17 protein-coding genes and 1 pseudogene are annotated in these 20,295 nt (G+C 50.4%); 13 read left to right on the top strand and 5 right to left on the bottom strand.

Features of this window, described 5'->3' with window-relative positions; genetic code table 11:
- Positions 1 to 211 precede the first annotated feature (211 nt).
- The 5 genes and pseudogenes from I6L53_RS03370 to I6L53_RS03350 all read left to right on the top strand — a co-directional run bounded on the left by I6L53_RS03370 (position 212) and on the right by I6L53_RS03350 (position 7,967).
- On the top strand, positions 212 to 2,554 hold the full coding sequence (locus I6L53_RS03370) for a type I restriction-modification system subunit M (RefSeq protein ID WP_042321949.1): 2,343 nt from the start codon (positions 212 to 214) through the stop codon (positions 2,552 to 2,554).
- On the top strand, positions 2,554 to 3,090 hold the full coding sequence (locus tag I6L53_RS03365; RefSeq protein ID WP_052425403.1) for a restriction endonuclease subunit S: 537 nt from the start codon (positions 2,554 to 2,556) through the stop codon (positions 3,088 to 3,090). Before I6L53_RS03370 ends, I6L53_RS03365 begins: the two co-directional genes overlap by 1 nt.
- A pseudogene (locus tag I6L53_RS03360) lies at positions 3,072 to 3,950 on the top strand (restriction endonuclease subunit S); the annotation flags it as partial. The gene I6L53_RS03365 and the pseudogene I6L53_RS03360, both read left to right, overlap by 19 nt.
- Positions 3,947 to 7,216, top strand: a complete 3,270-nt coding sequence (locus I6L53_RS03355; RefSeq protein ID WP_042321947.1) for a type I restriction endonuclease subunit R — start codon at positions 3,947 to 3,949, stop codon at positions 7,214 to 7,216. The pseudogene I6L53_RS03360 and the gene I6L53_RS03355, both read left to right, overlap by 4 nt.
- 76 nt (positions 7,217 to 7,292) lie before the next feature.
- A complete protein-coding gene (locus I6L53_RS03350) occupies positions 7,293 to 7,967 on the top strand; it encodes a hypothetical protein (RefSeq protein WP_042321944.1) in 675 nt (224 codons plus the stop codon).
- A gap of 64 nt (positions 7,968 to 8,031) precedes the next feature.
- On the opposite strand, the gene I6L53_RS03345 is transcribed toward I6L53_RS03350, so the two are convergent.
- The 4 genes from I6L53_RS03345 to I6L53_RS03330 form a co-directional block, all read right to left on the bottom strand.
- A complete protein-coding gene (locus tag I6L53_RS03345) occupies positions 8,032 to 9,093 on the bottom strand; it encodes a DUF2955 domain-containing protein (protein ID WP_042321941.1) in 1,062 nt (353 codons plus the stop codon).
- Complete coding sequence (locus tag I6L53_RS03340) at positions 9,083 to 10,150, bottom strand: HlyD family secretion protein (protein ID WP_042321939.1); 1,068 nt, start codon at positions 10,148 to 10,150, stop codon at positions 9,083 to 9,085. The genes I6L53_RS03345 and I6L53_RS03340 overlap by 11 nt, the downstream gene beginning before the upstream one ends.
- A gap of 6 nt (positions 10,151 to 10,156) precedes the next feature.
- The gene (locus tag I6L53_RS03335) at positions 10,157 to 10,621 is read right to left on the bottom strand and encodes a MarR family winged helix-turn-helix transcriptional regulator (RefSeq protein WP_042321937.1); all 465 of its coding nucleotides are present in this window, start codon (positions 10,619 to 10,621) and stop codon (positions 10,157 to 10,159) included.
- Between the two features lie 150 nt (positions 10,622 to 10,771).
- Positions 10,772 to 10,936 (bottom strand): DUF1127 domain-containing protein, encoded by a 165-nt coding sequence (locus I6L53_RS03330; protein ID WP_072015732.1) that lies wholly within the window; start codon positions 10,934 to 10,936, stop codon positions 10,772 to 10,774.
- A gap of 176 nt (positions 10,937 to 11,112) precedes the next feature.
- Here I6L53_RS03330 and I6L53_RS03325 point away from each other — a divergent pair, with 176 nt between their 5' ends.
- A complete protein-coding gene (locus I6L53_RS03325; protein WP_042321935.1) occupies positions 11,113 to 12,558 on the top strand; it encodes an aminotransferase-like domain-containing protein in 1,446 nt (481 codons plus the stop codon).
- A gap of 26 nt (positions 12,559 to 12,584) precedes the next feature.
- On the opposite strand, the gene I6L53_RS03320 is transcribed toward I6L53_RS03325, so the two are convergent.
- On the bottom strand, positions 12,585 to 13,235 hold the full coding sequence (locus I6L53_RS03320; RefSeq protein WP_042321933.1) for a GntR family transcriptional regulator: 651 nt from the start codon (positions 13,233 to 13,235) through the stop codon (positions 12,585 to 12,587).
- Positions 13,236 to 13,507: 272 nt separating this feature from the next.
- On the opposite strand from I6L53_RS03320, the gene I6L53_RS03315 reads away from it, so the two are divergent.
- The 7 genes from I6L53_RS03315 to I6L53_RS03285 all read left to right on the top strand — a co-directional run bounded on the left by I6L53_RS03315 (position 13,508) and on the right by I6L53_RS03285 (position 20,265).
- A complete protein-coding gene (locus tag I6L53_RS03315; protein WP_052425401.1) occupies positions 13,508 to 14,281 on the top strand; it encodes an SDR family NAD(P)-dependent oxidoreductase in 774 nt (257 codons plus the stop codon).
- 14 nt (positions 14,282 to 14,295) lie between these two features.
- Entirely contained in the window at positions 14,296 to 15,006 is a 711-nt protein-coding gene (locus I6L53_RS03310; RefSeq protein ID WP_042321932.1) for an SDR family oxidoreductase, read from the top strand.
- An 87-nt stretch (positions 15,007 to 15,093) separates the two neighbouring features.
- Positions 15,094 to 16,374 carry an MFS transporter gene (locus I6L53_RS03305; protein ID WP_042321929.1) on the top strand — a complete coding sequence of 427 codons (1,281 nt, stop codon included), beginning with the start codon at positions 15,094 to 15,096 and terminating at the stop codon, positions 16,372 to 16,374.
- A 17-nt stretch (positions 16,375 to 16,391) separates the two neighbouring features.
- On the top strand, positions 16,392 to 17,531 hold the full coding sequence (locus tag I6L53_RS03300; protein ID WP_052425400.1) for a mandelate racemase/muconate lactonizing enzyme family protein: 1,140 nt from the start codon (positions 16,392 to 16,394) through the stop codon (positions 17,529 to 17,531).
- 2 nt (positions 17,532 to 17,533) lie between these two features.
- Positions 17,534 to 18,415 (top strand): D-hexose-6-phosphate mutarotase, encoded by an 882-nt coding sequence (locus tag I6L53_RS03295; RefSeq protein WP_042321923.1) that lies wholly within the window; start codon positions 17,534 to 17,536, stop codon positions 18,413 to 18,415.
- Between the two features lie 9 nt (positions 18,416 to 18,424).
- Positions 18,425 to 19,543, top strand: a complete 1,119-nt coding sequence (locus I6L53_RS03290; RefSeq protein ID WP_042321921.1) for a mandelate racemase/muconate lactonizing enzyme family protein — start codon at positions 18,425 to 18,427, stop codon at positions 19,541 to 19,543.
- 2 nt (positions 19,544 to 19,545) lie between these two features.
- The gene (locus I6L53_RS03285) at positions 19,546 to 20,265 is read left to right on the top strand and encodes a serine aminopeptidase domain-containing protein (RefSeq protein WP_052425399.1); all 720 of its coding nucleotides are present in this window, start codon (positions 19,546 to 19,548) and stop codon (positions 20,263 to 20,265) included.
- The last annotated feature ends 30 nt before the right edge of the window (positions 20,266 to 20,295 follow it).

Genomic DNA, 20,295 nt, shown 5'->3' with positions numbered 1-20,295 from the left:
GTCCTTACGCACCAGAAAAATGAACCACTAATACAGTAATTTGTAGTAACAATTCATTTATGAATTAACTCAATATTTCACCAGCACACATTGAGTAAAATTATTTATTTTTATCAATAAAATGATCAACTTACGATAAAAATTGTGCTTAAAATAGGCCGCCAATACCCATAAGAAAATAAAGACTATCCATCAGGCAAGGAACGCATCTATGACACCTGGCAACTTCTCCCAGACAGCCGCTTTCCTGTGGTCTGTCGCCGATTTACTGCGCGGTGACTTCAAACAGTCGCAATACGGTCGCATCATCCTCCCCTTTACACTTCTGCGTCGACTGGAATGCGTGCTGGAAAGCAGCAAGCCAGCGGTACTTGAACAGGCGCAAAAGGTCTACGCGATGAAGCTGCCGGAAGAGGCGCAGGAGAAAATGATCCTGCGCGCAGCGGACGGTCTCACCTTCTTCAATGCATCCCCCATGGTTCTGAGCAAGATGGGGCAAAACGGTATCAAGGCTAACCTGGAGAAATACGTGCAGTCGTTCTCCACCGATGCCCGTGAGATTTTCGAACACTTCAAATTCAGCGAGTTTGTCGGCCAACTGGAAGAAGCCAATCTGCTCTACAAGGTGGTCCAAAAATTCGCGACCACCGACTTAAGCCCGCAGGCCATTTCCAATCATGAAATGGGTCTGATCTTTGAAGAACTTATTCGCCGGTTCGCGGAAGGTTCCAACGAGACCGCCGGAGAACATTTCACTCCACGCGATATCGTGCGTCTGACCACGTCTCTTGTTTTTATCGGCGACGACGATGTGCTGACGAAAGACGGCATCATTCGCACACTTTACGATCCCACCGCGGGCACCGGCGGCTTCCTCTCGTCCGGAATGGAATACCTGCATGAACTGAACCCCAACGCGGTGATGCGCGCCTATGGGCAGGAACTCAATCCGGAGTCCTGGGCCATCTGTAAGGCGGACATGCTGATCAAAGGTCAGGACGTCAGCCGCATCAAGCTCGGCAATACCCTCTCGAACGATCAGTTGTCCGGTGAGAAGTTTGACTACATGCTCTCAAACCCGCCGTTTGGCGTGGACTGGAAAAAGATTGAAGGGGACATCAACAACGAGCACCAGCAAAAAGGGTTTGATGGGCGTTTCGGCCCCGGACTCCCGCGCGTTTCAGACGGTTCACTGCTTTTTCTGCTGCATCTGATCAGCAAGCTGCGCGACGCGAAAAGCGGCGGCGGGCGCATCGGCATCATCCTCAACGGTTCGCCGCTGTTCACCGGCGGCGCAGGTAGCGGTGAAAGCGAGATCCGTCGCTATATTCTGGAAGCCGATCTGCTGGAAGGCATTATCGCCTTGCCAACAGAGATGTTTTATAACACTGGCATCGCCACCTACATCTGGATCCTTAGCAACAACAAAGCGCCTGAGCGCAAAGGCAAGGTTCAGCTTATAGATGGCAGCAACCTGTGCGGCAAAATGCGCAAGTCTCTGGGCTCAAAGCGTAACCGGATGGAAGACGAGCATATCCGTCTGCTCGCTCGTACCTTTGGCGATGTTGAGGCCATCGATACTGTCACGCTGGAGGCTCTCGGTCTGGAGAAAGCGCCGGAGCAAAAATCCAGCCGTGGCCGCCAGGCGACCGACAAAAAAGACGCGCCAAAAACCTTCGCCAGTAAGCTCTTTCACTGCACCGATTTCGGTTATCGCCGACTGACCATTGAACGCCCGCTGCGCCTGTCAGCACAGATTACCGATGACGCCATCGCCAGGCTGCGCTTTGCACCGAAACCCTTCAACGCGCCGATGGAATGCCTGTTTGACGCCTTTGCCGCCCACTGGCATGCGGATAATTACGGCGATTTTTCTGCGCTGGAAGCCGAAGCCCGCGCGCTTATCAAAACCGAGTTTGCCGAGCTGAAAGAGAAGCAAATCAAAGATCTGCTCGACAGCAAGCTGTGGTTGACGCAGCGCGAACTGATGACGAAAGCGCGTGTTTTACAGGCCGCGTTTGGCACGACGGAGGGGGGATGCCACGCTGCCAGCAATAACTTTAATCAGTTCCAGACTGACTTAAAAAACGCGCTTAAACCCGCCGGCGTAAAGCTGGATACCAGAGAGCAAAAGCAGTTTATCGATGCCATCACCACCCGCAACCCCGATGCGGAGCCGGTGGTGAAAAAGGTCATAAAAGAAGACCCACAGCCGTTATACGGCGCGTTTAATTATCGTGGACAGGTCGTCGAATTTGAGCAGGACGGGGAACTACGCGATAACGAAAACGTGCCGCTTAAACCGGCCATTTCTACCAGCGACCTGATCGAGAATTACGTCAAAGCGGAAGTGCTGCCCCACGTGCCCGACGCATGGATCAACGCCGACAAGCGCGACGCCCTCGACGGTGAGATCGGCATTGTCGGTTATGAGATCCCCTTTAACCGTCACTTTTACGTCTATACGCCACCACGATCGCTGGAGGAGATTGATGTCGATCTCGATGCGGTAAGCGTCGAGATTATGCAACTGCTGCGGGAGGTACACTCCTGATGGCTAAATATAAGGCGTATCCAGAGTATAAGGATTCTGGGGTGGAGTGGTTGGGGGAGATACCCGAGCATTGGAAATTTTCGCAGGTCAAATATGGTTATTCTATTACTTTAGGAAAGATGCTTCAAAAAGAGAAAAACTCATATTTTGATAGTTTTGAGCCGTATCTTAAAGCACAAAACATCCAGGTTTCAGGATTGGATTTACATACTGTTGATTCAATGTGGTTCTCACGAGAAGAGAAAAAGAAACTGTTATTGGAATATAATGACATTCTGGTTAGCGAGGGTGGTGATGTTGGTCGATCTGCTTTATGGCTTGGTCAAATGAATCAATGTTACATACAAAATGCAATTAATCGAGTTAGACCCCAAAAAAATAATTCAGCCACATTTTTCCAATACTGGATCACGTTTCTAAAATCAACAGATTTTATAAATATCATTTGTAACAAAGCGACTATCGCTCACTATACTGTTGAAAAATTAGCATCATCACCATTATTACTTCCTAAAAAAATGAGCAACAACAAATAGCTGACTTTCTCGATCACGAAACCGCAAAAATCGATATCCTTATCGAAAAACAACAACAACTTATTGAACTGCTAAAAGAAAAACGTCAGGCAGTGATTAGCCACGCAGTAACCAAAGGGCTAAATCCTGATGTGCAGATGAAAGATTCTGGAATGGAATACCAGCAGAAAAAACCCTTACATTGGACTTTAAACAAATTTCGCTATATGTTCAATTTTGATAAAGGGTTAACAATTACAAAAGAGAACCTTCAGGATGAAGGTATTCCTTGCATAAACTATGGAGAAATACATTCTAAATACCACTTTGAAGTAAACACTAAAATTCACAAACTGAAATGTGTTAATGAATCATATCTAAAAAATAACAAAAACTCCTTACTATATAAGGGAGATATTATTTTTGCAGACACATCTGAAGACATCGAAGGGGCCGGAAATTTTTCTCAATTAGTAAGCAGTGATATTGTATTTGCTGGTTACCATACAATAATTGCACGGTTATACAATCGAGAAAACTATCGTTATTATGCTTACCTTTTAAACTCTCAAGAGTTAAGAGCACAAATACGATATTCTGTTAAAGGTGTTAAAGTATATAGTATAACCCAAGCTATTCTTCGAAATATTTCATGCTGGCTCCCATCGTCTGACGAACAAAACCATATTGCAAAATATCTTGATCAGAGGATTACAAAAATCGATATCCTAATCGAAAAACAACTCCTGCAAATCGATCTCCTCAAAGAACGCCGCACCGCCCTTATCTCTGCTGTCGTCACTGGCAAAATCGACGTCCGTAACTGGCACGCCCCCAGCGAGCAATCGCAAACCACAGCCGAAATGGAGGCCACGGTATGACCTCCGACATCACTCGCGAAATTAACCTGCAAAACGATATCATCCGCCAGATGGCCGCGAACGGCTGGATTGTCGGCAAAAGCGACGGTTATGATCGAGAACGCGCGCTCTACGTGCAGGACACGCTGCAATTCGTGCAATCCACCCAGCCGCAGGAGTGGGAAAAGTTTGCGAAGGTGTATCCGAATGACACCGAACGCCATTTTCTCGACGCGCTGGTTTCGCAACTCAAAAAAGCCGATATCAACGCCACCGACAGGCAGTCGCGTTGCTGGGGTACGCTCGGCGTACTGCGTCACGGTCTGAAGATCCGCAACGCCCGCTTTTTTCTCTGCCAGTTTAAACCCGAGCACAACCTGAATCCGGATACCCTGATGCGCTATCGGCAGAATATCTGTCGTATCGTACCGGAGCTGGTATACAGCCCGTACGCCAACACTCCCCAGGAAAATGACCTGAAAGCGAAACGCTGGCGCATCGATTTAGTACTGTTTATCAACGGCCTGCCGATTGCCACGCTGGAGCTGAAATCCGAATTTAAGCAGGCGGTACAGAACGCCATCACGCAGTATAAGAAGACCCGGCTGCCGAAAGATCCCGCGACCAATAAGCCCGAGCCGCTGCTGACCTTTAAGCGCGGGGCGCTGGTACACTTCGCCGTCAGCCAGTTTGACGTTTACATGACGACCAAACTCACGGGTGACGACACCTTCTTTCTGCCGTTCAACAAAGGTACCAAAGCAGGCGGCGCAGGCAATGAGATCCCGGAAGAGGCTGGCCGCTATGCGACCGACTATCTGTGGAATGAAGTGCTGCTGCCGGATAACCTCCTGAAAATCCTCTCTAGTTTCGTGCATCTGCAAATCGAAGAAAAAGAGGACTGGAATGGGCAGAAGTACAAAAAAGAGAGCCTGATCTTCCCGCGCTATCACCAATGGGATGTGGTCAACCAACTGCTACAGGCCGCAGCGGTCGAGGGAACCGGCAACAAATACCTGATTCAGCACAGCGCGGGTTCCGGTAAATCCAACTCCATCGCGTGGACGGCGCATCAGCTTTCCCGTTTGTACGATACTCGCGGCGAGAAGTTGTTCCACTCGGTCATTGTCGTCACTGACCGTACCGTGCTCGACGATCAGCTCCAGGACACAATTTATCAGTTTGAACACGCGGATGGCGTGGTTGGACGAATCAACAACAAAGAAGGTGATGGTTCCAAATCAGAGAAACTGGCCAGTGCGTTAGAACACTCACAACCCATTATTATCGTGACTATCCAGACCTTTCCATTTGTGCTTAAAGCCATCGAAAACAGCGTCAGCCTCAGGCAGCGCAGATATGCCGTGATTGCTGATGAAGCGCACTCATCACAAAGTGGCAGCACTGCGCGCCAGCTAAAAGAAGTATTGATGCTTGAAGATAAGGACGACGATACGGTGCTCTCTGCGGAAGACAGCCTGAATGCCACGATAGCGTCGCGGCGCAGTAGCCGTAATCTGAATTACTACGCGTTTACCGCCACACCAAAATCGAAAACTCTGGAACTGTTTGGCCGCATTCCGCATCCTGATGAGCCGCCTTCCCGAACAAATAAACCTGCGGCATTTCACGTCTATACCATGCGACAGGCGATTGAAGAGGGTTTTATTCTCGACGTTCTTAAAAACTACACCAATTACAAAGTGGCATATCAGCTTCTGCAAAAACTGGAAAATGGTGACAGGGAAGTCGACAGCAAACGTGCGAAGGTGAAGCTGAATCAGTGGGTGATACTCCACGATCATAACGTGTCGCAAAAGGTGAAGGTCATTGTTGAACACTTCCGTAAGCACGTGATGAACCTGCTTGGCGGACAGGCAAAAGCGATGGTTGTCACCAGTTCACGTAAGGCAGCGGTTCGTTACAAGCTGGCCTTTGATCGGTACATCGCCGAAAACCGCTATACCAAAATCAGCGCCATGGTGGCGTTTTCCGGTGAAGTCGAGTTCCAGGAGAACGACCATCACAGCGAAGCATTACTAAACCAGAAGTTCACGGAAATAAACATGAATCCGGGGCTGAATGGCCGTGAGATGCGTAAAGCGTTCGATAGCGATGATTATCAGGTGATGCTGGTCGCCAATAAGTTCCAGACCGGTTTTGATCAACCTAAATTATGCGCAATGTATGTTGATAAAGCCCTCGGCGGCGTTGAATGCGTACAAACCCTTTCACGACTGAATCGCACCTATCCCGGAAAGGCCGAATCCGGCACGTTCGTGCTTGATTTTTACAATGAACCACAGGATATCCTCGACGCATTTCAGCCCTATTATCAGACCGCCGAACTGACCGATGTCAGCGATCCTGCGTTGGTATTTGATCTCTTCGAAAAATTACGCGCGAGTCAGATCTTCCAGTGGAATGAAGTGGAACAACTTTGCGAAGCGTTCTTTGCCAAAAACCGCTCCAACGCGGCAATCAGTAATCTTTGCCGTCCTGCCGTCGAACGCTGGCAAAAGCGTTATGCCCTCGCGATCGATGCGTATCTGATGGCGAAAGAGATGTTTGAACGTACGAAGAAAACCGGCGATACGGTACTGATCACCAATGCGGAAAACAGTTTTAAAAGCTGTAAACAGGAGAAAGATCGGCTGGAGATTTTTAGAAAAGATCTGGGCAGCTTCGTGCGCTTTTATGAGTTTATCTCGCAGATCGTGGAGTATGACGATCCCTCACTGGAAAAACTCAGTCTGTTCGCGCGCCATTTGCGCCCTTTGCTGCGTGAACAACCGTTGGAAGAAGACGAGATTGACCTCACCAATGTCGAGATGAGCCATTACCGTTTATCGAAGATCCACGAACAGCATCTGAAATTACAGGAAAATGCGCCGGATTATACGCTCGATCCCAACAGTGCTGTCGGTACGGCGAAACCCAAAGACAAACAAGAAGAATATCTCTCTCAGGTGCTGTCACGCATGAATGAACTGTTTATTACCGACCATCTGACCGAAAATGACCTGATCAACAGCGTGATGACTATCCAAAATAAAATTGCGGAAAATAAGACCGTAATGATGCAAATAAAAAATAATGCTCCCGAACAGGCCATTCTGGGCGATTTTTATCAGGCTGTGGACAATGCGGTGATGGACAGTAACGATGCGCAACAGGAATTTATGATGCAATATTTGTCGGATCCAACACGGGCACAAGGTTTCGCCCGCCTGATGTTTGACATGGTGATAGAGAAAATGGCGTCGCCTGTCATAAATAATGGTTAATCCGTTTATTCGAACCCCAATACTAATTAATTTATGCTGTATACTCAGGCATCAAAAAAGTACAGGAAAATGAAATATGATACAGACAATAAGAAAATACATTCCAATAAAGACTGATGGGTATATATCTTATATTTCCCTAGGTTTTTTCTGTTCTGCACTCATGGAAATTAACTTATTACTGCCATACTATCTACAGTTGGATGTATTTTATTCCACCGAAATCAGTTTCTTTGCACTTAAGCCTGTCAGCTTTATATTATTCATCGAGTACACTTTAGCCATAACTTGTGCATTTCTTTTAAATTCACGATTTGAAAAATACTTTCATAATGTCTTAAATGACTTACATACCATAATTGAGCAATTATGTTCACCTGCTTTTTTTATCATGACAGGCACCATAATGTTATGTATCATCACAGGGTTTATAGGATACCTTTTTGAAAGTGGTGAGTATTATAGAAAATATGCGGTAAAATTTACATTTCTTGCCATGGTTTTTTTATCCATGATTATCATATCAAACTTTTTTATAAAAATACCATTTTTACTCAGAAAAAAGCCAGGATATAAAGAATTTGCCATTATATTTTTAATAGCATTCTTCATCACGCCATTTATCAATAATAAAAAAGAAGAAATAACTTTAAAAATTGACAAATCAAAATACATAGAAATAAAAGAAAAAACCAAGACAGAGCCAGAGGAATATATTGAGAATATTATTAAGAATATGAGGTTTGATTAAGATTAATTTATACCCATCACAATGTGATGGGTACTCTTTTTTCGAGTATTCCTGAATACCCAATTCACTCCACCACAAACCGCGTTGCCGCAAAGCAGTTGAGCACGCGGTGGACCAGAAAGACCATCGTCAACGTTGCCACCAGCGCCACAGTGACTGAGGCGATGCGATACAGATCGCTGAACACTAAATCGCTGTCCGGGTGCAGGTTCTGGCCGAACATAATGCCGATGGTGGTGATGCTGGCGAAGCCAACGCCTGCCCCCACTTTTTCCATCACGTGCAGACGGGCGCTGAAGGCCAGTCCGAGGCCAATCAGCGGCATCATCAGCAGCATATGGTTACTGAAATCATAAATAAGTAACTGCACCACCAGGATGTAGAGACAGGCCAGCACCACGCCGACGACGCGCCAGATTGAACTCAGGACCGCGCCGCGATAATGCATGGGAAACAGAATCAAAATCCCCGCCATCAGCGCCGACAGCGAATCACTCAGATCGCAGACCTGAAAGATGATAAAAATCATCGTCGCCACGCTTCCGGAAAGCAGCGATTCGTGGCGAATACGGGCGTCATTTTTCTCAATGCGCGGCGGCGGTTTGCGTGGTTCCACGTCGGGGATCAGATAATGCAGCAGCGCGCTCAGCGCCACTGCCATCACGCAGGCTTCCATGTTAGAAAACATCAGCGTGTGCCAGTCAGTGGTGGGATAGCTCATAAAGTTGAGCATCGTGCTCTGGCAAACCACGCCCATTGACCCCAACAGAAACAGCGGTCCCTTGCTCATAAAGCGAAAGCGCATGACGTACAGACCAAACACCACCAGCGTCATGATCACAGGCCACTGCGAGAGATAACCGACAATCAGCACCATTTCGACGCAGTTCACCGCCGCACTGAACACAAACTGCCGCGCCACATGGCGATTGAACACCGGCACCAGCGACATTAGCATCAGCGGATACACCACAAAAAACACGCCGTACTGGACGTTGTAAAAGGTCGAAATGCTCAGCGCGATCGTCCCCGCAACGGCTATGCGCAACGTCTGGCGAAAGTCGTTGGCCGTATAGACGATATTGTCATGTGGCGTGAATACGCGCGCCAGGGTGTTAATAGACATAATGCAGCCAACTGACCAGGCGAATTTGCGCGCCGGCAAAAGTACGGGCAAACGGGCCTTCGCTGTTGTACAACTGCACCGTGGCTCGGGCACCGGTCGGCAACGGTTTGTCCAGCGGTTCACTCAACGTCACGTGAATACGCATCCGCTGTGCATCACGCACCCAGCGCGTGGATTGCTCCGGCTGTGACAACTGACCGTTGACCGCTTCCTGCCCGGCGAGGATCCCGGCATCGCTGCTGGTGACGCGCGCACGGAATACTTTGCCCGGCATGGCATCAAATACCACGGCGGCATCGGTGTTCACGCGGGTATGACGCAGACTTTTCTCGCGAAAATCGGCCACGATATCTGTTTGATTACTGACCAGCGCCAGCAGTGGCGTGGCGGCGGTGGCGTAAAGCCCGGCGTTAAGCTGGAGATTACTCACCGTCCCGTCCGTCTCCGCGTGCACTTTTGTCCACGCCAGATTCAACTTCGCCTCATCCAGCGCATTGCGATATTTTTGCAGCGTCACGTTATGGCTATCTTCACGTTCACCACGCTGTATCAATAGATTCTGAATGTTGGCCTGCAGGGCGGTTACCGACTGCTCGCTGGTTTGCCAGGTCGTCCGCACCTTGTCGAGATCCGCCTGCGAAACGTTCTGCATTGTGCTTAGCCGCTGATAGCGGTCAAACGTCAGCTTGTCATTACGCGCCGTATATTCGGCAGTACGCAGGCTGGCGCGGGCAGAGGCAATCTGCGCATCCAGCTGCTGATTGCTCAGTCTCGCCTGCGCAAAGGCGATTTGCGCGGCCTCGACTTTGTTGATAAATGGCGTGGGATCCAGCTCATACAGCAGATCGCCTTTTTTTACCGGGCTGTTGTTTTGCACGTAGACGTGCGAAACATACCCGGAAACACGCGACGAAACCGGCGTGACCGAGCGCATCACCGTAGAGTCTGGCGTTAGTGGGATCCAGATATCGGCAACGATAAACCAGGCGAATATGGCAAGGAAAGCGGCAATACTCACCCTTACCCAACGGGCAAATTTTTGTTCTGGGGTCATCATAGTTTTTTAGTGTTGATTATCTTCTTCGCGGATGGTCCGCAAATTGCAGGCGATTAAATTTAAGGTGGCGCTGAAGGAAGCGAGATCCGCTTCAGGAATGGTACGCGTGACGCGATGTTGATAAGCCTCAATCACCCGGTTCAACGCTTCCAGCCGGGCACGACCTTCCGCAGTCAGCATAAGCAGGCGGATGCGTTTGTCATATGGCGATGTGGAACGCACCAGATAGCCCTGATTTTCCAGTTGCGCGAGCGTGCGCATCAGCGGTGGCAGTTCAATGCCCTGCACCTCCGCCAGCTCGCTGACCGAGACGTTATCGCCCAATTGATGCAGCTGCATCAACACCGTCCAACTGGACTGAGTCAGCCCGGTATCGGTAATAGCCGCATCAATAATGGCACGCCATTGACGTACGACCATCGCCATGCGCATCCCCATCGGACGGCGGGCAAACAGCTCATCTTCAGTCATGTGTCTTCCCCTCTTAGCGAAAGGGAAAATAATACTTATCAGGGTAAGTATCAAGAAACATGCTGTCAGGAAGCATAAATTGATAATTCTTCTGAATGTAAAAAAAGGCCGGACAGGCTCAACATCCAGCCTTTGACGTCTGAAATCGCGCTAGTCAATCTGATCCCGGCGTAATCCCAGGTCTTTGAGCCTTTCATCACTCATCTGTTGCAGGAGCCGTCGGGTTTGTACCTGCAAGCGCCATTTTTTAAACGCTCGCCAGATCAGGACAAAACCAATAAACGGCTGCTTCGCTCTGTTTTCATGAAATTCCATACTCCACCCCCTCGCCTACCAGAGCCTTTATTCTGGCGGTTTCCGGGCTGAACAATACAGATTCAAAAACAGCTTTTATTTAACATACAGATCCGCTAAAACAGTCTCTGCACCGCACATTTTCCGCCTGTCTGTACTGGTTTTTACATCTGTATGGCATCTTCGAGGGATACAGCATGACGCGTTACCAACATCTGGCCAACCTGCTGGCCGAGCGTATTGAACAAGGGCTGTATCGCCACGGAGAAAAACTACCGTCAGTACGCAGTCTGAGTCAGGAGCACGGGGTCAGTATTAGCACTGTGCAGCAGGCGTATCAGGTACTGGAATCACTACAACTCATCACGCCGCAGCCCCGCTCAGGCTACTTCGTCGCGCCGCAGAAAGCGCAACCGCCGGTCCCCCCGATGTCGCGTCCGGTACAGCGTCCGGTTGAAATCACCCAATGGGATCAGGTGCTGAATATGCTGGAAGGCCATCACGACCAATCGGTTATCCCGCTTAGCAGCGGTATTCCGGATGTCAGCCAACCCAGTCTTAAGCCGCTCTGGCGCGAACTCAGCCGCGTAGTACAACACAATCTAAATGCGATTCTGGGTTACGATGAGCTGGCTGGCAGCCTCGCACTACGTCAACAAATCGCGAGGCTGATGCTTGATGGCGGCTCGGTTGTTAACGCCGATGATCTGGTGATAACGAGCGGCAGTCAAAGCGGCATGTCGCTGGCACTGCTGGCCGTCTGCCAACCTGGAGACATTGTGGCCGTAGAATCCCCGGCTTATTACGGCACCATGCAATTGCTGCGCGGTCTAGGGATCAAAGTGATTGAGATCCCGACGGATCCGGATACCGGCATCAGTATTGAAGCACTGGAGCTGGCGCTGGAACAATGGCCGATCAAAGGGGCAATTCTGGTGCCGAATTGCAACAATCCGCTGGGGTTTATCATGCCGGATGCCCGTAAGCGGGCTGTACTGGCGCTTGCCCAACGCCACGACATTGTGATTTTTGAGGATGATGTGTATGGCGAGCTGGCGACCGAGTATCCGCGTCCCCGAACCATTCATTCCTGGGATATCGACGGTCGGGTCATTCTGTGCAGTTCTTTCACTAAATCGGTCGCCCCGGGCCTGCGCGTTGGCTGGGTCGCACCGGGTCGTTATCATGACAAACTGCTGCACATGAAATATGCAGTTATTGGCACTAACGTTCCCGCCACACAGCTGGCCGCGACAGCGTTTGTCCGGGAGGGGCACTACCATCGCCACGTCCGGCGTATGCGCCAGATTTACCAGCGTAACAGGGAGATATATACCTGCTGGGCGCGGGAATATTTCCCCTGCGGCATCTGCGTGACACGGCCAAAAGGCGGTTTTATGTTGTGGGTCGAACTCCCGGAGCAGGTCGATATGGTTTGTGTCGCCAAACAGCTCTGTCGCCTGAAAATTCAGGTCGCGCCGGGCTCACTGTTTTCCGCCTCCGGGAAATACCGCAACTGCCTGCGCATAAACTGTGCGCTCCCGCCCAACGAAAAGCATCGGGATGTGATGCAGAAACTGGGCGAAGCGTTAAAGGTGGCGATGGAAGAAGTCGCACCGCCAGGCGTGGTGAGCGACTCCTGACAGCCCAATCCAGCCATACCGTCATGTTAGCGCGCCAGCACCTTGTAGGTAAACTCGGTAAAGTAATCGTTGATATTTTTCGAGGCGCTGGCGGCCAGTTCTTCATCGCCATGACAGATATTGCGCAGCATCACAGCGTTCAGTTGCGAGGCTTTCACCAGCTCATGCTGATTGCTGGCGCTAAGTTGGGCAAACCAGAAGCGGCTGGAAAGCCCCTGTAGTGGCGAAAGACACGGCTGCAGGTATTCATTCTCTGCCGCGAGGCCAATCAACGCATAGGCTTGCTTGAGTAATGCGCCAAACTGACGCATATGTGAAATATCGTGAATCGCCTCAAATGATTCCGCCAGTTGCAGCATTTCCTTCTTCTGCTGATGCGTACCGCGCCGGGTTGCCAGACGCACGGCGAACTCTCCCACGCAGCGGCGCAGTTCCAACACTTTGAGCTGTACCTCAACAGAAATGGCAGGGATAAAAACGCCTTTATACGGATAAATCTCCACCAGCCGGTCATTTGCCAGACGCTGTAACGCTTCCCTCACCGGGCTACGCCCAAAGCCCGTCAGCTCCATAAGCTGCGCTTCGGACACCATCGAACCTGGCGCAAGATCCTGAAAAATAATCATGCTTTCAATGGCTTCATAGGCCTGGTTCATTTTATTGACGGGCGGATTCATGACGTTCTCCCTGCTGAGTTGTGGGCATTATCCCTCTAACGCAACAAAAATGAAAATTAGAAATTCTCTGTTAATTAGACAGTTACGACAAAATTTGTGATCTCCATCGTAATTAACCCAACAGATGATGGATGTTTTTTCTGCAAAGTGCAAATCTAATAATCAACTAATATATCAGTTGTTGATTAAGTGATTGAGATATCGTCAACACAGGATGCTACTGCGGCTCTACACATTGCCGTCGCGTGTTGCACACTGAAAAGGAGAAGGTTGTGAGTCTACAAAACCAGGTCGCACTGGTGACCGGTGCGGGAAACATGAAAGGAATTGGTAAAGGCATTGCCTGCGCCCTTGCTGAGGCGGGTGCAGATATTGTCATCAACTACGTTATCAACCCACAGGAAGCCGAACAGGTTGCCAACATCATTCGCGGACTTGGCAGGCGCGCGCTGCTGGTTGAAGCCGATATTTCTCATCCAGAGCAGGTCCGCCAGATGTTTAAGGACGTCGACGCTCACTTCGGGCGTCTGGATATTTTGGTGAACAATGCCGGTGTTTGCGTCTGGGAACCCTTCCTTGATATCACTAAACCCGCCTTTGACCATGCGGTAAACATCAACATCAAAGGTACCTATGATTGTGCACGCCATGCTGCACGCATGATGGTGAAAAAAGGTATTCGTGGTCGCATCATCAATGTTGCTTCTGGACATGCTCGCCGCCCAATGGCGTTGATGGGCGTTTATGCTGCGACCAAAGCTGCAATTGATCAGATGAGTCAGTCAATGGCCTTCGAACTGGCACGTTATGGTATTACCGTAAACCAACTCTGGCCCGGGTTTGTCGATACTAATATCAACGATCCGAAGCCCGAACTGGCAACCGATGAAGGACGGAAGAAGTTGCTGGCAACCATTCCTATTGGCCAGCCCGCAACCATTGAAGAGCTAGGCGCCGCCGCAGTCTATCTGGCAGGAAACCACGGAGCCGTCGTAACGGGTGATTTTATTAAAATTGATGGCGGCCAACATATCCGCTGCATTTAATCAGGAGAATAGAAATGGAAAACAAAAATACCATTCTGATTACCGGCGGTCAGACTGAACCCAACCTGTTATCCACGCTGGAGAAATATTATTCCCTACAGGGATGGAGCGTTTATTTTAGTCAAGAAACTGAATATCACAAAATGGCCATGGCTATTGACGAGATTACTATCGGTGAGAAAAAACTGAATGCCTTTATCTACATTTCCCCACCACCACGCCAGGGTTCAATGTTGGACGATGACGAACATATCATTGCCGAAACGATGAATGACGATCTGGAAAGAGGATTATGGTGGGTACAAAATGCCTGTAAAAAAATGGTACAACAAGGTGTGCAAGGACGTGTCGTCACGCTCGCACATATTGCGGCGCTAGTGCCCACTGAGTACTACTCTTATGGTGCTGCCAGCCAGTTGGCCCTAATGAATATCTGCCGTTCTGGTATTCAGGAACTGGTACCTTATGGCATTAAAATCAATACGATATTCCGTGGTTTTAGTGAAGAAGATCCGCAACAAAAAGCGTTTATCGAGCAATTAAAGCAACTGCATAAAGACGATGGCATTCCACTATTGGAATATGTTAATGCTGAAGAGATTGCCAAAACCAGTATACTGTTAACCGATCCGGATATTCACAGTTTTAACGGGGCTATGTTAACGCTCGATGGCGGTTTTTATGTCACCCGAAAAATACGCTATCTGGATCCTGTCAGGGGATGACTGGATAAAATAACGAAAAAAATAATCTTTACGAAAATATAATGCATTATTTTTACCGCTAACCTCATATTAGTGAAGGGTACCCCTATGAATACGCAATTCCGTCGTGTCATTCTGGTCATGCTGACGCTGGCGATGATCATTAATTATCTCGACCGTTCGGCATTAGCCTACGCTATGCCTTTTATTACTCAAGACTTTCATCTGACACCTGAAGAAAAAGGGATTATTTTCGGCAGTTTCTCGATTGGTTATGCCTTATTTAATTTTATTGGCGGCGTGCTGGCTGATAAATTTGGACCCAAGCGGGTGTTTACCTGGTCAATGTCCATCTGGTCGATTATTTGCGGCCTGACGGCAGGCTGTTTTAACTTCTGGACCATGTTTATTGCCCGCGCCTTTTTCGGTGCCGGGGAAGGTCCCATTTCTACCACGGCCAACAAAGTCGTGAATAACTGGTTTCCGCTGAATGAGCGCGCCCGTGCGGTAGGCATTAACCAGGCTGGCGGGCCGCTGGGCGGGGCGATATCCGGTCCGATCGTCGGTTTTCTGTGCATCACGTTCAACTGGCGTATTTCCTTCGTCATCATTGCCTTTATCGGCATTACCTGGGCCATTATCTGGGCCCTGATTGCCACCGACAGGCCCCGGGATAACAAACGGGTATCTGCTGATGAAGCCCAATTGATTGAAGGCGATGAGGACGTGCTCATTCCAGACCCGGAGCCCGGTGCCCCAGCCCCTTCAATGTGGAGTGCGATCCTCCAGCCGTCTATTCTCGCCACCGCGCTGTCGCTGTTCTGCTTCAACTACGTGCTGTTTTTCTTCATGAACTGGTTCCCGACATTCCTCGTCGATACCACTGGGATCAGCCTGAAAGACATGAGTCTGGTCGGTGTGCTGCCGTGGGTTGCCGGGACACTCGGCTACGTTTCCGGCGGCTTCATTATCGACTTCATCTACCGTAAAACCGGCAAACAGCTTTTCTCCCGCAAAGTGGTACTGGTGACCTGTTTCGGCATCTGCTCCGTCTGTGTGGGGCTGATCAGTCAGACGCAAACTGCGATGGGAGCTGTTGCGTTGATGACTATCGCCTTTGGCTTCATGCAAATTGCCGCCCCCGCCTACTGGACGTTGATTCAGGACGCCGCGCCGAAAGAGTACGTCGGGAGCGCGGGCGGACTGATGCACGGTCTGGCCAATATCTCTGGCATCGTCGCGCCCACCGTGACCGGCTTTATTGTCGGCTCAGGCTCTTACGCCGCTGCTTTTATCCTCGCCGGTTGCCTCGGCGTACTGGGAGCGACTGTGGTGGCGCTGTTTGTGAAAAAAGCAGCCCGGCATGACGTACATAAATCCCTCGCATAGCACAAAAGGAGGATCGAGTGAAAATTATCGATTTTGAATCCGGGCTTTACCGCGTCCCGCTCACTGAGAACTGGGGGTCGTCAAACTACGCGTTCTCCAGTCTGGAATTTGTGGTGGTGTGGTTAAAAACGGATACCGGGCATACCGGTACCGGCTGGACGTTCAGTACTGGCAACGGCGGCAGCGCGTTTAAAAACCTGATTGACCATTATCTTGCCGCTAAAGTGATGGGAGAAGATCCGCTGAATGTCGAGCGCCTGTGGAGCCGCATGTGGCTTGAAAGCCACGATATCGGCTCGGCGGGCGTGACGACCCACGCAATCGCAGCCGTGGATATCGCGCTGTGGGATCTCATTGGTCAGCAGTTGAATCAGCCGCTATACCGGCTGCTCGGTGGCTATCGGGATACCTTACCGGGTTACGGCAGCGGCGTGAACCTGCATCTCTCACTCGATGCCTTGCTTGCACAAATGGAAGGTTTCCTCAGCGCGGGCTATCGCACGGTCAAAATGAAAATCGGCAGCGAGGATGTTGAGGACGATCTGGTTCGCCTGTTGGCGGTACGTAACTTTGTGGGACCTTCGATTAACATCGCTGTAGATGCCAACAAGAAGTGGTCCTCGGGTGATGCCGCTCGTCGGATGGCAATACTGAAGCAGGTCGGACTGTACTGGCTGGAAGAGCCGCTGCTCAGCGACGACATCCACGGTCACCGCCTGCTACGCCAGAAATGCCCTGTTCCAGTTGCCGTTGGTGAAAGCCTGTACACCAAATACCAGTTCGCTCACTGGATCAGCCAGGAGGCATGTGACTACATTCAGCCGGATGTTTATCGGGTGGGGGGAATTACCGAGTTTGTGAAAATCGCGAAATTAGCTGAAAGCCACAACATACCCGTGATCCCGCATTTCGGTATGGAACTGATGGCGCATCTGGGCTGTGGCTTGCCCAACATCCAGCTCTTCGAGGGGTTAAAGGGGGCGAGTCTGAGCGAGATGGGAATAATTTCTCAATCCTGTCAGGTCGTAAACGGCACTATTCGTCCGGGCGAAAGACCAGGACATGGCATCACGTTCGATCGTCCCGCGCTGGCGCGCTATGCGATGAACGACGATCTGTTACGCCAGCAAAATGTCACTACACGGACGGATGTCTGACAATGAACGTAATTCAACAGCTATTCGCTCTACCGGTGCTGGAGACGCTCAGCCCCGGTATTACCCGGCGGAAAATGGATGAACTGGATATTCTGGTGATTCAGACACCTTACTGCGACGCCGCCGTAGCCTTACAGGGGGCGCATCTGCTCGCCTGGAGACCGTTGCGGCAAACAAATTCTGTACTGTGGTTAAGTGATAACACGCCGTTTAAAGCCGGTGTCCCCCTTCGTGGCGGTGTGCCGGTTTGCTGGCCGTGGTTCACCGATCTCGGTGGTGAGCCGTTTCACGGTTTTGCCCGCATTCTGCCGTGGCAGTTAATGGCGCTCAACAGCGCCAGAACTTCCCTTTCTCTGACGTTGCGCCTTTGTGAGACACCGCAAACTCGCCAGTGGTGGAACCACGCTTTTCAACTGGAGTTGACGCTGAATTTCACGGCAGAGATCTGCGAATTGCTGCTAACCGCTCACGGTAATTACAGCTCCACCGCAGCCCTGCATAGCTATCTCGCGACGTCAGATATTCGTGCTACGCGTATTCACGGAGTGGGAACGAAAGGCTACGACACCGTTGCAGGGAAACCGCGACAGAATCTGCCATCGCCGCTCTCCCTGAATGGCGAATTTGGCGCGATCTGTTCACATGCGCAACCGCAGACGGTACTCATCACGCCGGACAGAACCCTGACGCTCACCCATGTCAATAACAGCAACGTAGTGGTGTGGAATCCCTGGCAGCAACGGGCTGCACAGATAAACGACATACCGGATGACGGCTGGCAACACTTTATCTGTCTGGAAACGGCGGCGATCGATCGTCCTCTTGTCAGCACGCCTCAGCATCCTGCTTCTCTGGGTGTGCAGTTTGCGCTCTCTCATCATTAAGGACACTTTATGCGTATTACGAACATAGATTGCTTTCTGGTCCGTCTGCCTTATACGCCAACAATGACGCGCACCACCGATAAACAAGGTCTCTTTAATGCCGCGCGATCGCTAAACCCCACCCTGGATGCGTTGCTGGTGAGGGTCGAAACCGATAGCGGACTTACCGGTTGGGGAGAAGCATTTGGTCACGCCTGTAACCCCGCCAGTATGGCGCTGTTAAGTGGATTACTCGCCCCATTCTTTACAGGTGAAAAGTGCGACGACATCGAGGCGTTGATGCAGAAAGCACACTATGCCTTTCACAGCTATGGTCGTGGCGGTGCCATGATGTATGCACTTTCCGCACTGGATATCGCCCTGTGGGATCTGCGTGGCAAAGCAGAGAATCTGCCGCTATGGAAATTGCTCGGCGGCACGCGCTCCCAGGTTGAGTTGTATCCCAGCCTCGCCAGTTTCGACGGAAATGCCACTAAACTCATGGAGTGTATTAATCCCTTAATTAAAAAGGGTTATCGGCATATTAAACTACACGAACGCGATCCGCAGGCTATTGTTGAGGTTGCCCAGGCGCTGCCGGATGAGGTCACTCTGATGGTAGACACCAACTGCGCATGGAACGCGCAGCAAGCAGAAGAGTTTCTCCCCCAACTCCATGCTGCAGGTGTCGACTTTGTTGAAGAACCGACATTCCCACCAGAAAACATAAGCCAACTCCGTTACCTGCGTCAGATGACCGGCGCACGCGTTGCCGCAGGAGAAAACTTTAACAACAGCGAAGAGTTTGCGTTAAGTATGGCGCTTAATGCAGTAGATGTACTGCAGCCCAGTGTCGCTAAAATTGGCGGTGTCTCCGCCGTACTGGACATTATTAAACACGCACGCGCGCATGAGAACGTTAGCCTACTGCCACACTGTTTTTATTATGGTCCCGGACTCCTTGCCAGCGCCCATCTGCTCAGCGTGTTGCCAAAACCCGTTCCACTGGAAGTGCCATGGTTGATGTTTGAACAAACCCTGCATCCGTTTATGCGTTTCCAACCTGTGATGGATCTGCCACAAGCGCCGGGTCTGGGCTTTACCCCTGATATCGACGTACTGGAACGCCATCTGATTGCGAAGGAATAATCGTGGACATTATTATTTCTGACCGCCTGATTGCCAACACGCCTGTGCTCTGGTTTCGTCCAGCAGACGGTAGTGCCAGTCTCAGACCACTCATCGTACTGTTTCATCGCTTCATGGCCTCACGCGAGTTAGATGCCAATCTGGGTTATATGCTCGCGAAGGCAGGTTACAGCGTGGTTTGTCCACAGGCGGCGCTGCATGGGGTGAAGGATGATGTAACGCTTCGCGCCGCCTCTTTCTGGCAGATCCTGCAACATACCCTGGATGAGCTTCCCGTATTAATCGCAGCGTGTCAGCAGGATAACCTGGGCGATATTTCTCGACTCGGCTTGCTGGGTACCTCAATGGGTGGTTTTGCGGTGCTGGGGGCGATGGCACGTTATCCGGTTATTCAGGCCGGAGCCGCCTACATGGCAAGCGGTTATTTTACCGATGCCATCCCTGCGATTCATCCTCCTTCAGGCAACATGACTGCAGATTGCCTGTGCGGATTGGCCCCTTACGACGTCGCAGGAAAAGAAGCTATTTTGGCTCAACGCCCCCTTTTTCTCTGGCACGGTAAGCAAGATACGATTGTCGACGTGCAGTACACTGAACGTCTCCGGGAGGCTATCAACAGTGATTCACTAACCTGCATCATCGATCCACAGGCAGGGCATAAAATCACGCAATCCTCCGTTGAGGAAGGCCTCCTTTTTTTCCGTCAATCCTTACCGGTTTAACTCGAGCAGCCCGGTATCACCGGGCTTTGT

The sequence above is a fragment of the Citrobacter farmeri genome (assembly GCF_019048065.1).
Taxonomy (GTDB): domain Bacteria; phylum Pseudomonadota; class Gammaproteobacteria; order Enterobacterales; family Enterobacteriaceae; genus Citrobacter_A; species Citrobacter_A farmeri.
Note: the sequence above shows the minus strand (reverse complement) of the source record. Positions and strands in the feature narration are given on the sequence as shown.

Excerpts from the sequence above, each read along its gene's own strand:
- I6L53_RS03370 (WP_042321949.1), top strand. The coding sequence starts at position 212 with ATGACACCTGGCAACTTCTCCCAGACAGCCGCTTTCCTGTGGTCTGTC.
- I6L53_RS03345 (WP_042321941.1), bottom strand. The coding sequence starts at position 9,093 with ATGTCTATTAACACCCTGGCGCGCGTATTCACGCCACATGACAATATC.
- I6L53_RS03320 (WP_042321933.1), bottom strand. The coding sequence starts at position 13,235 with ATGAATCCGCCCGTCAATAAAATGAACCAGGCCTATGAAGCCATTGAA.
- I6L53_RS03365 (WP_052425403.1), top strand. The coding sequence starts at position 2,554 with ATGGCTAAATATAAGGCGTATCCAGAGTATAAGGATTCTGGGGTGGAG.
- I6L53_RS03295 (WP_042321923.1), top strand. The coding sequence starts at position 17,534 with ATGAACGTAATTCAACAGCTATTCGCTCTACCGGTGCTGGAGACGCTC.
- I6L53_RS03340 (WP_042321939.1), bottom strand. The coding sequence starts at position 10,150 with ATGATGACCCCAGAACAAAAATTTGCCCGTTGGGTAAGGGTGAGTATT.
- I6L53_RS03305 (WP_042321929.1), top strand. The coding sequence starts at position 15,094 with ATGAATACGCAATTCCGTCGTGTCATTCTGGTCATGCTGACGCTGGCG.
- I6L53_RS03325 (WP_042321935.1), top strand. The coding sequence starts at position 11,113 with ATGACGCGTTACCAACATCTGGCCAACCTGCTGGCCGAGCGTATTGAA.
- I6L53_RS03355 (WP_042321947.1), top strand. The coding sequence starts at position 3,947 with ATGACCTCCGACATCACTCGCGAAATTAACCTGCAAAACGATATCATC.
- I6L53_RS03310 (WP_042321932.1), top strand. The coding sequence starts at position 14,296 with ATGGAAAACAAAAATACCATTCTGATTACCGGCGGTCAGACTGAACCC.
- I6L53_RS03330 (WP_072015732.1), bottom strand. The coding sequence starts at position 10,936 with ATGGAATTTCATGAAAACAGAGCGAAGCAGCCGTTTATTGGTTTTGTC.
- I6L53_RS03350 (WP_042321944.1), top strand. The coding sequence starts at position 7,293 with ATGATACAGACAATAAGAAAATACATTCCAATAAAGACTGATGGGTAT.
- I6L53_RS03335 (WP_042321937.1), bottom strand. The coding sequence starts at position 10,621 with ATGACTGAAGATGAGCTGTTTGCCCGCCGTCCGATGGGGATGCGCATG.
- I6L53_RS03290 (WP_042321921.1), top strand. The coding sequence starts at position 18,425 with ATGCGTATTACGAACATAGATTGCTTTCTGGTCCGTCTGCCTTATACG.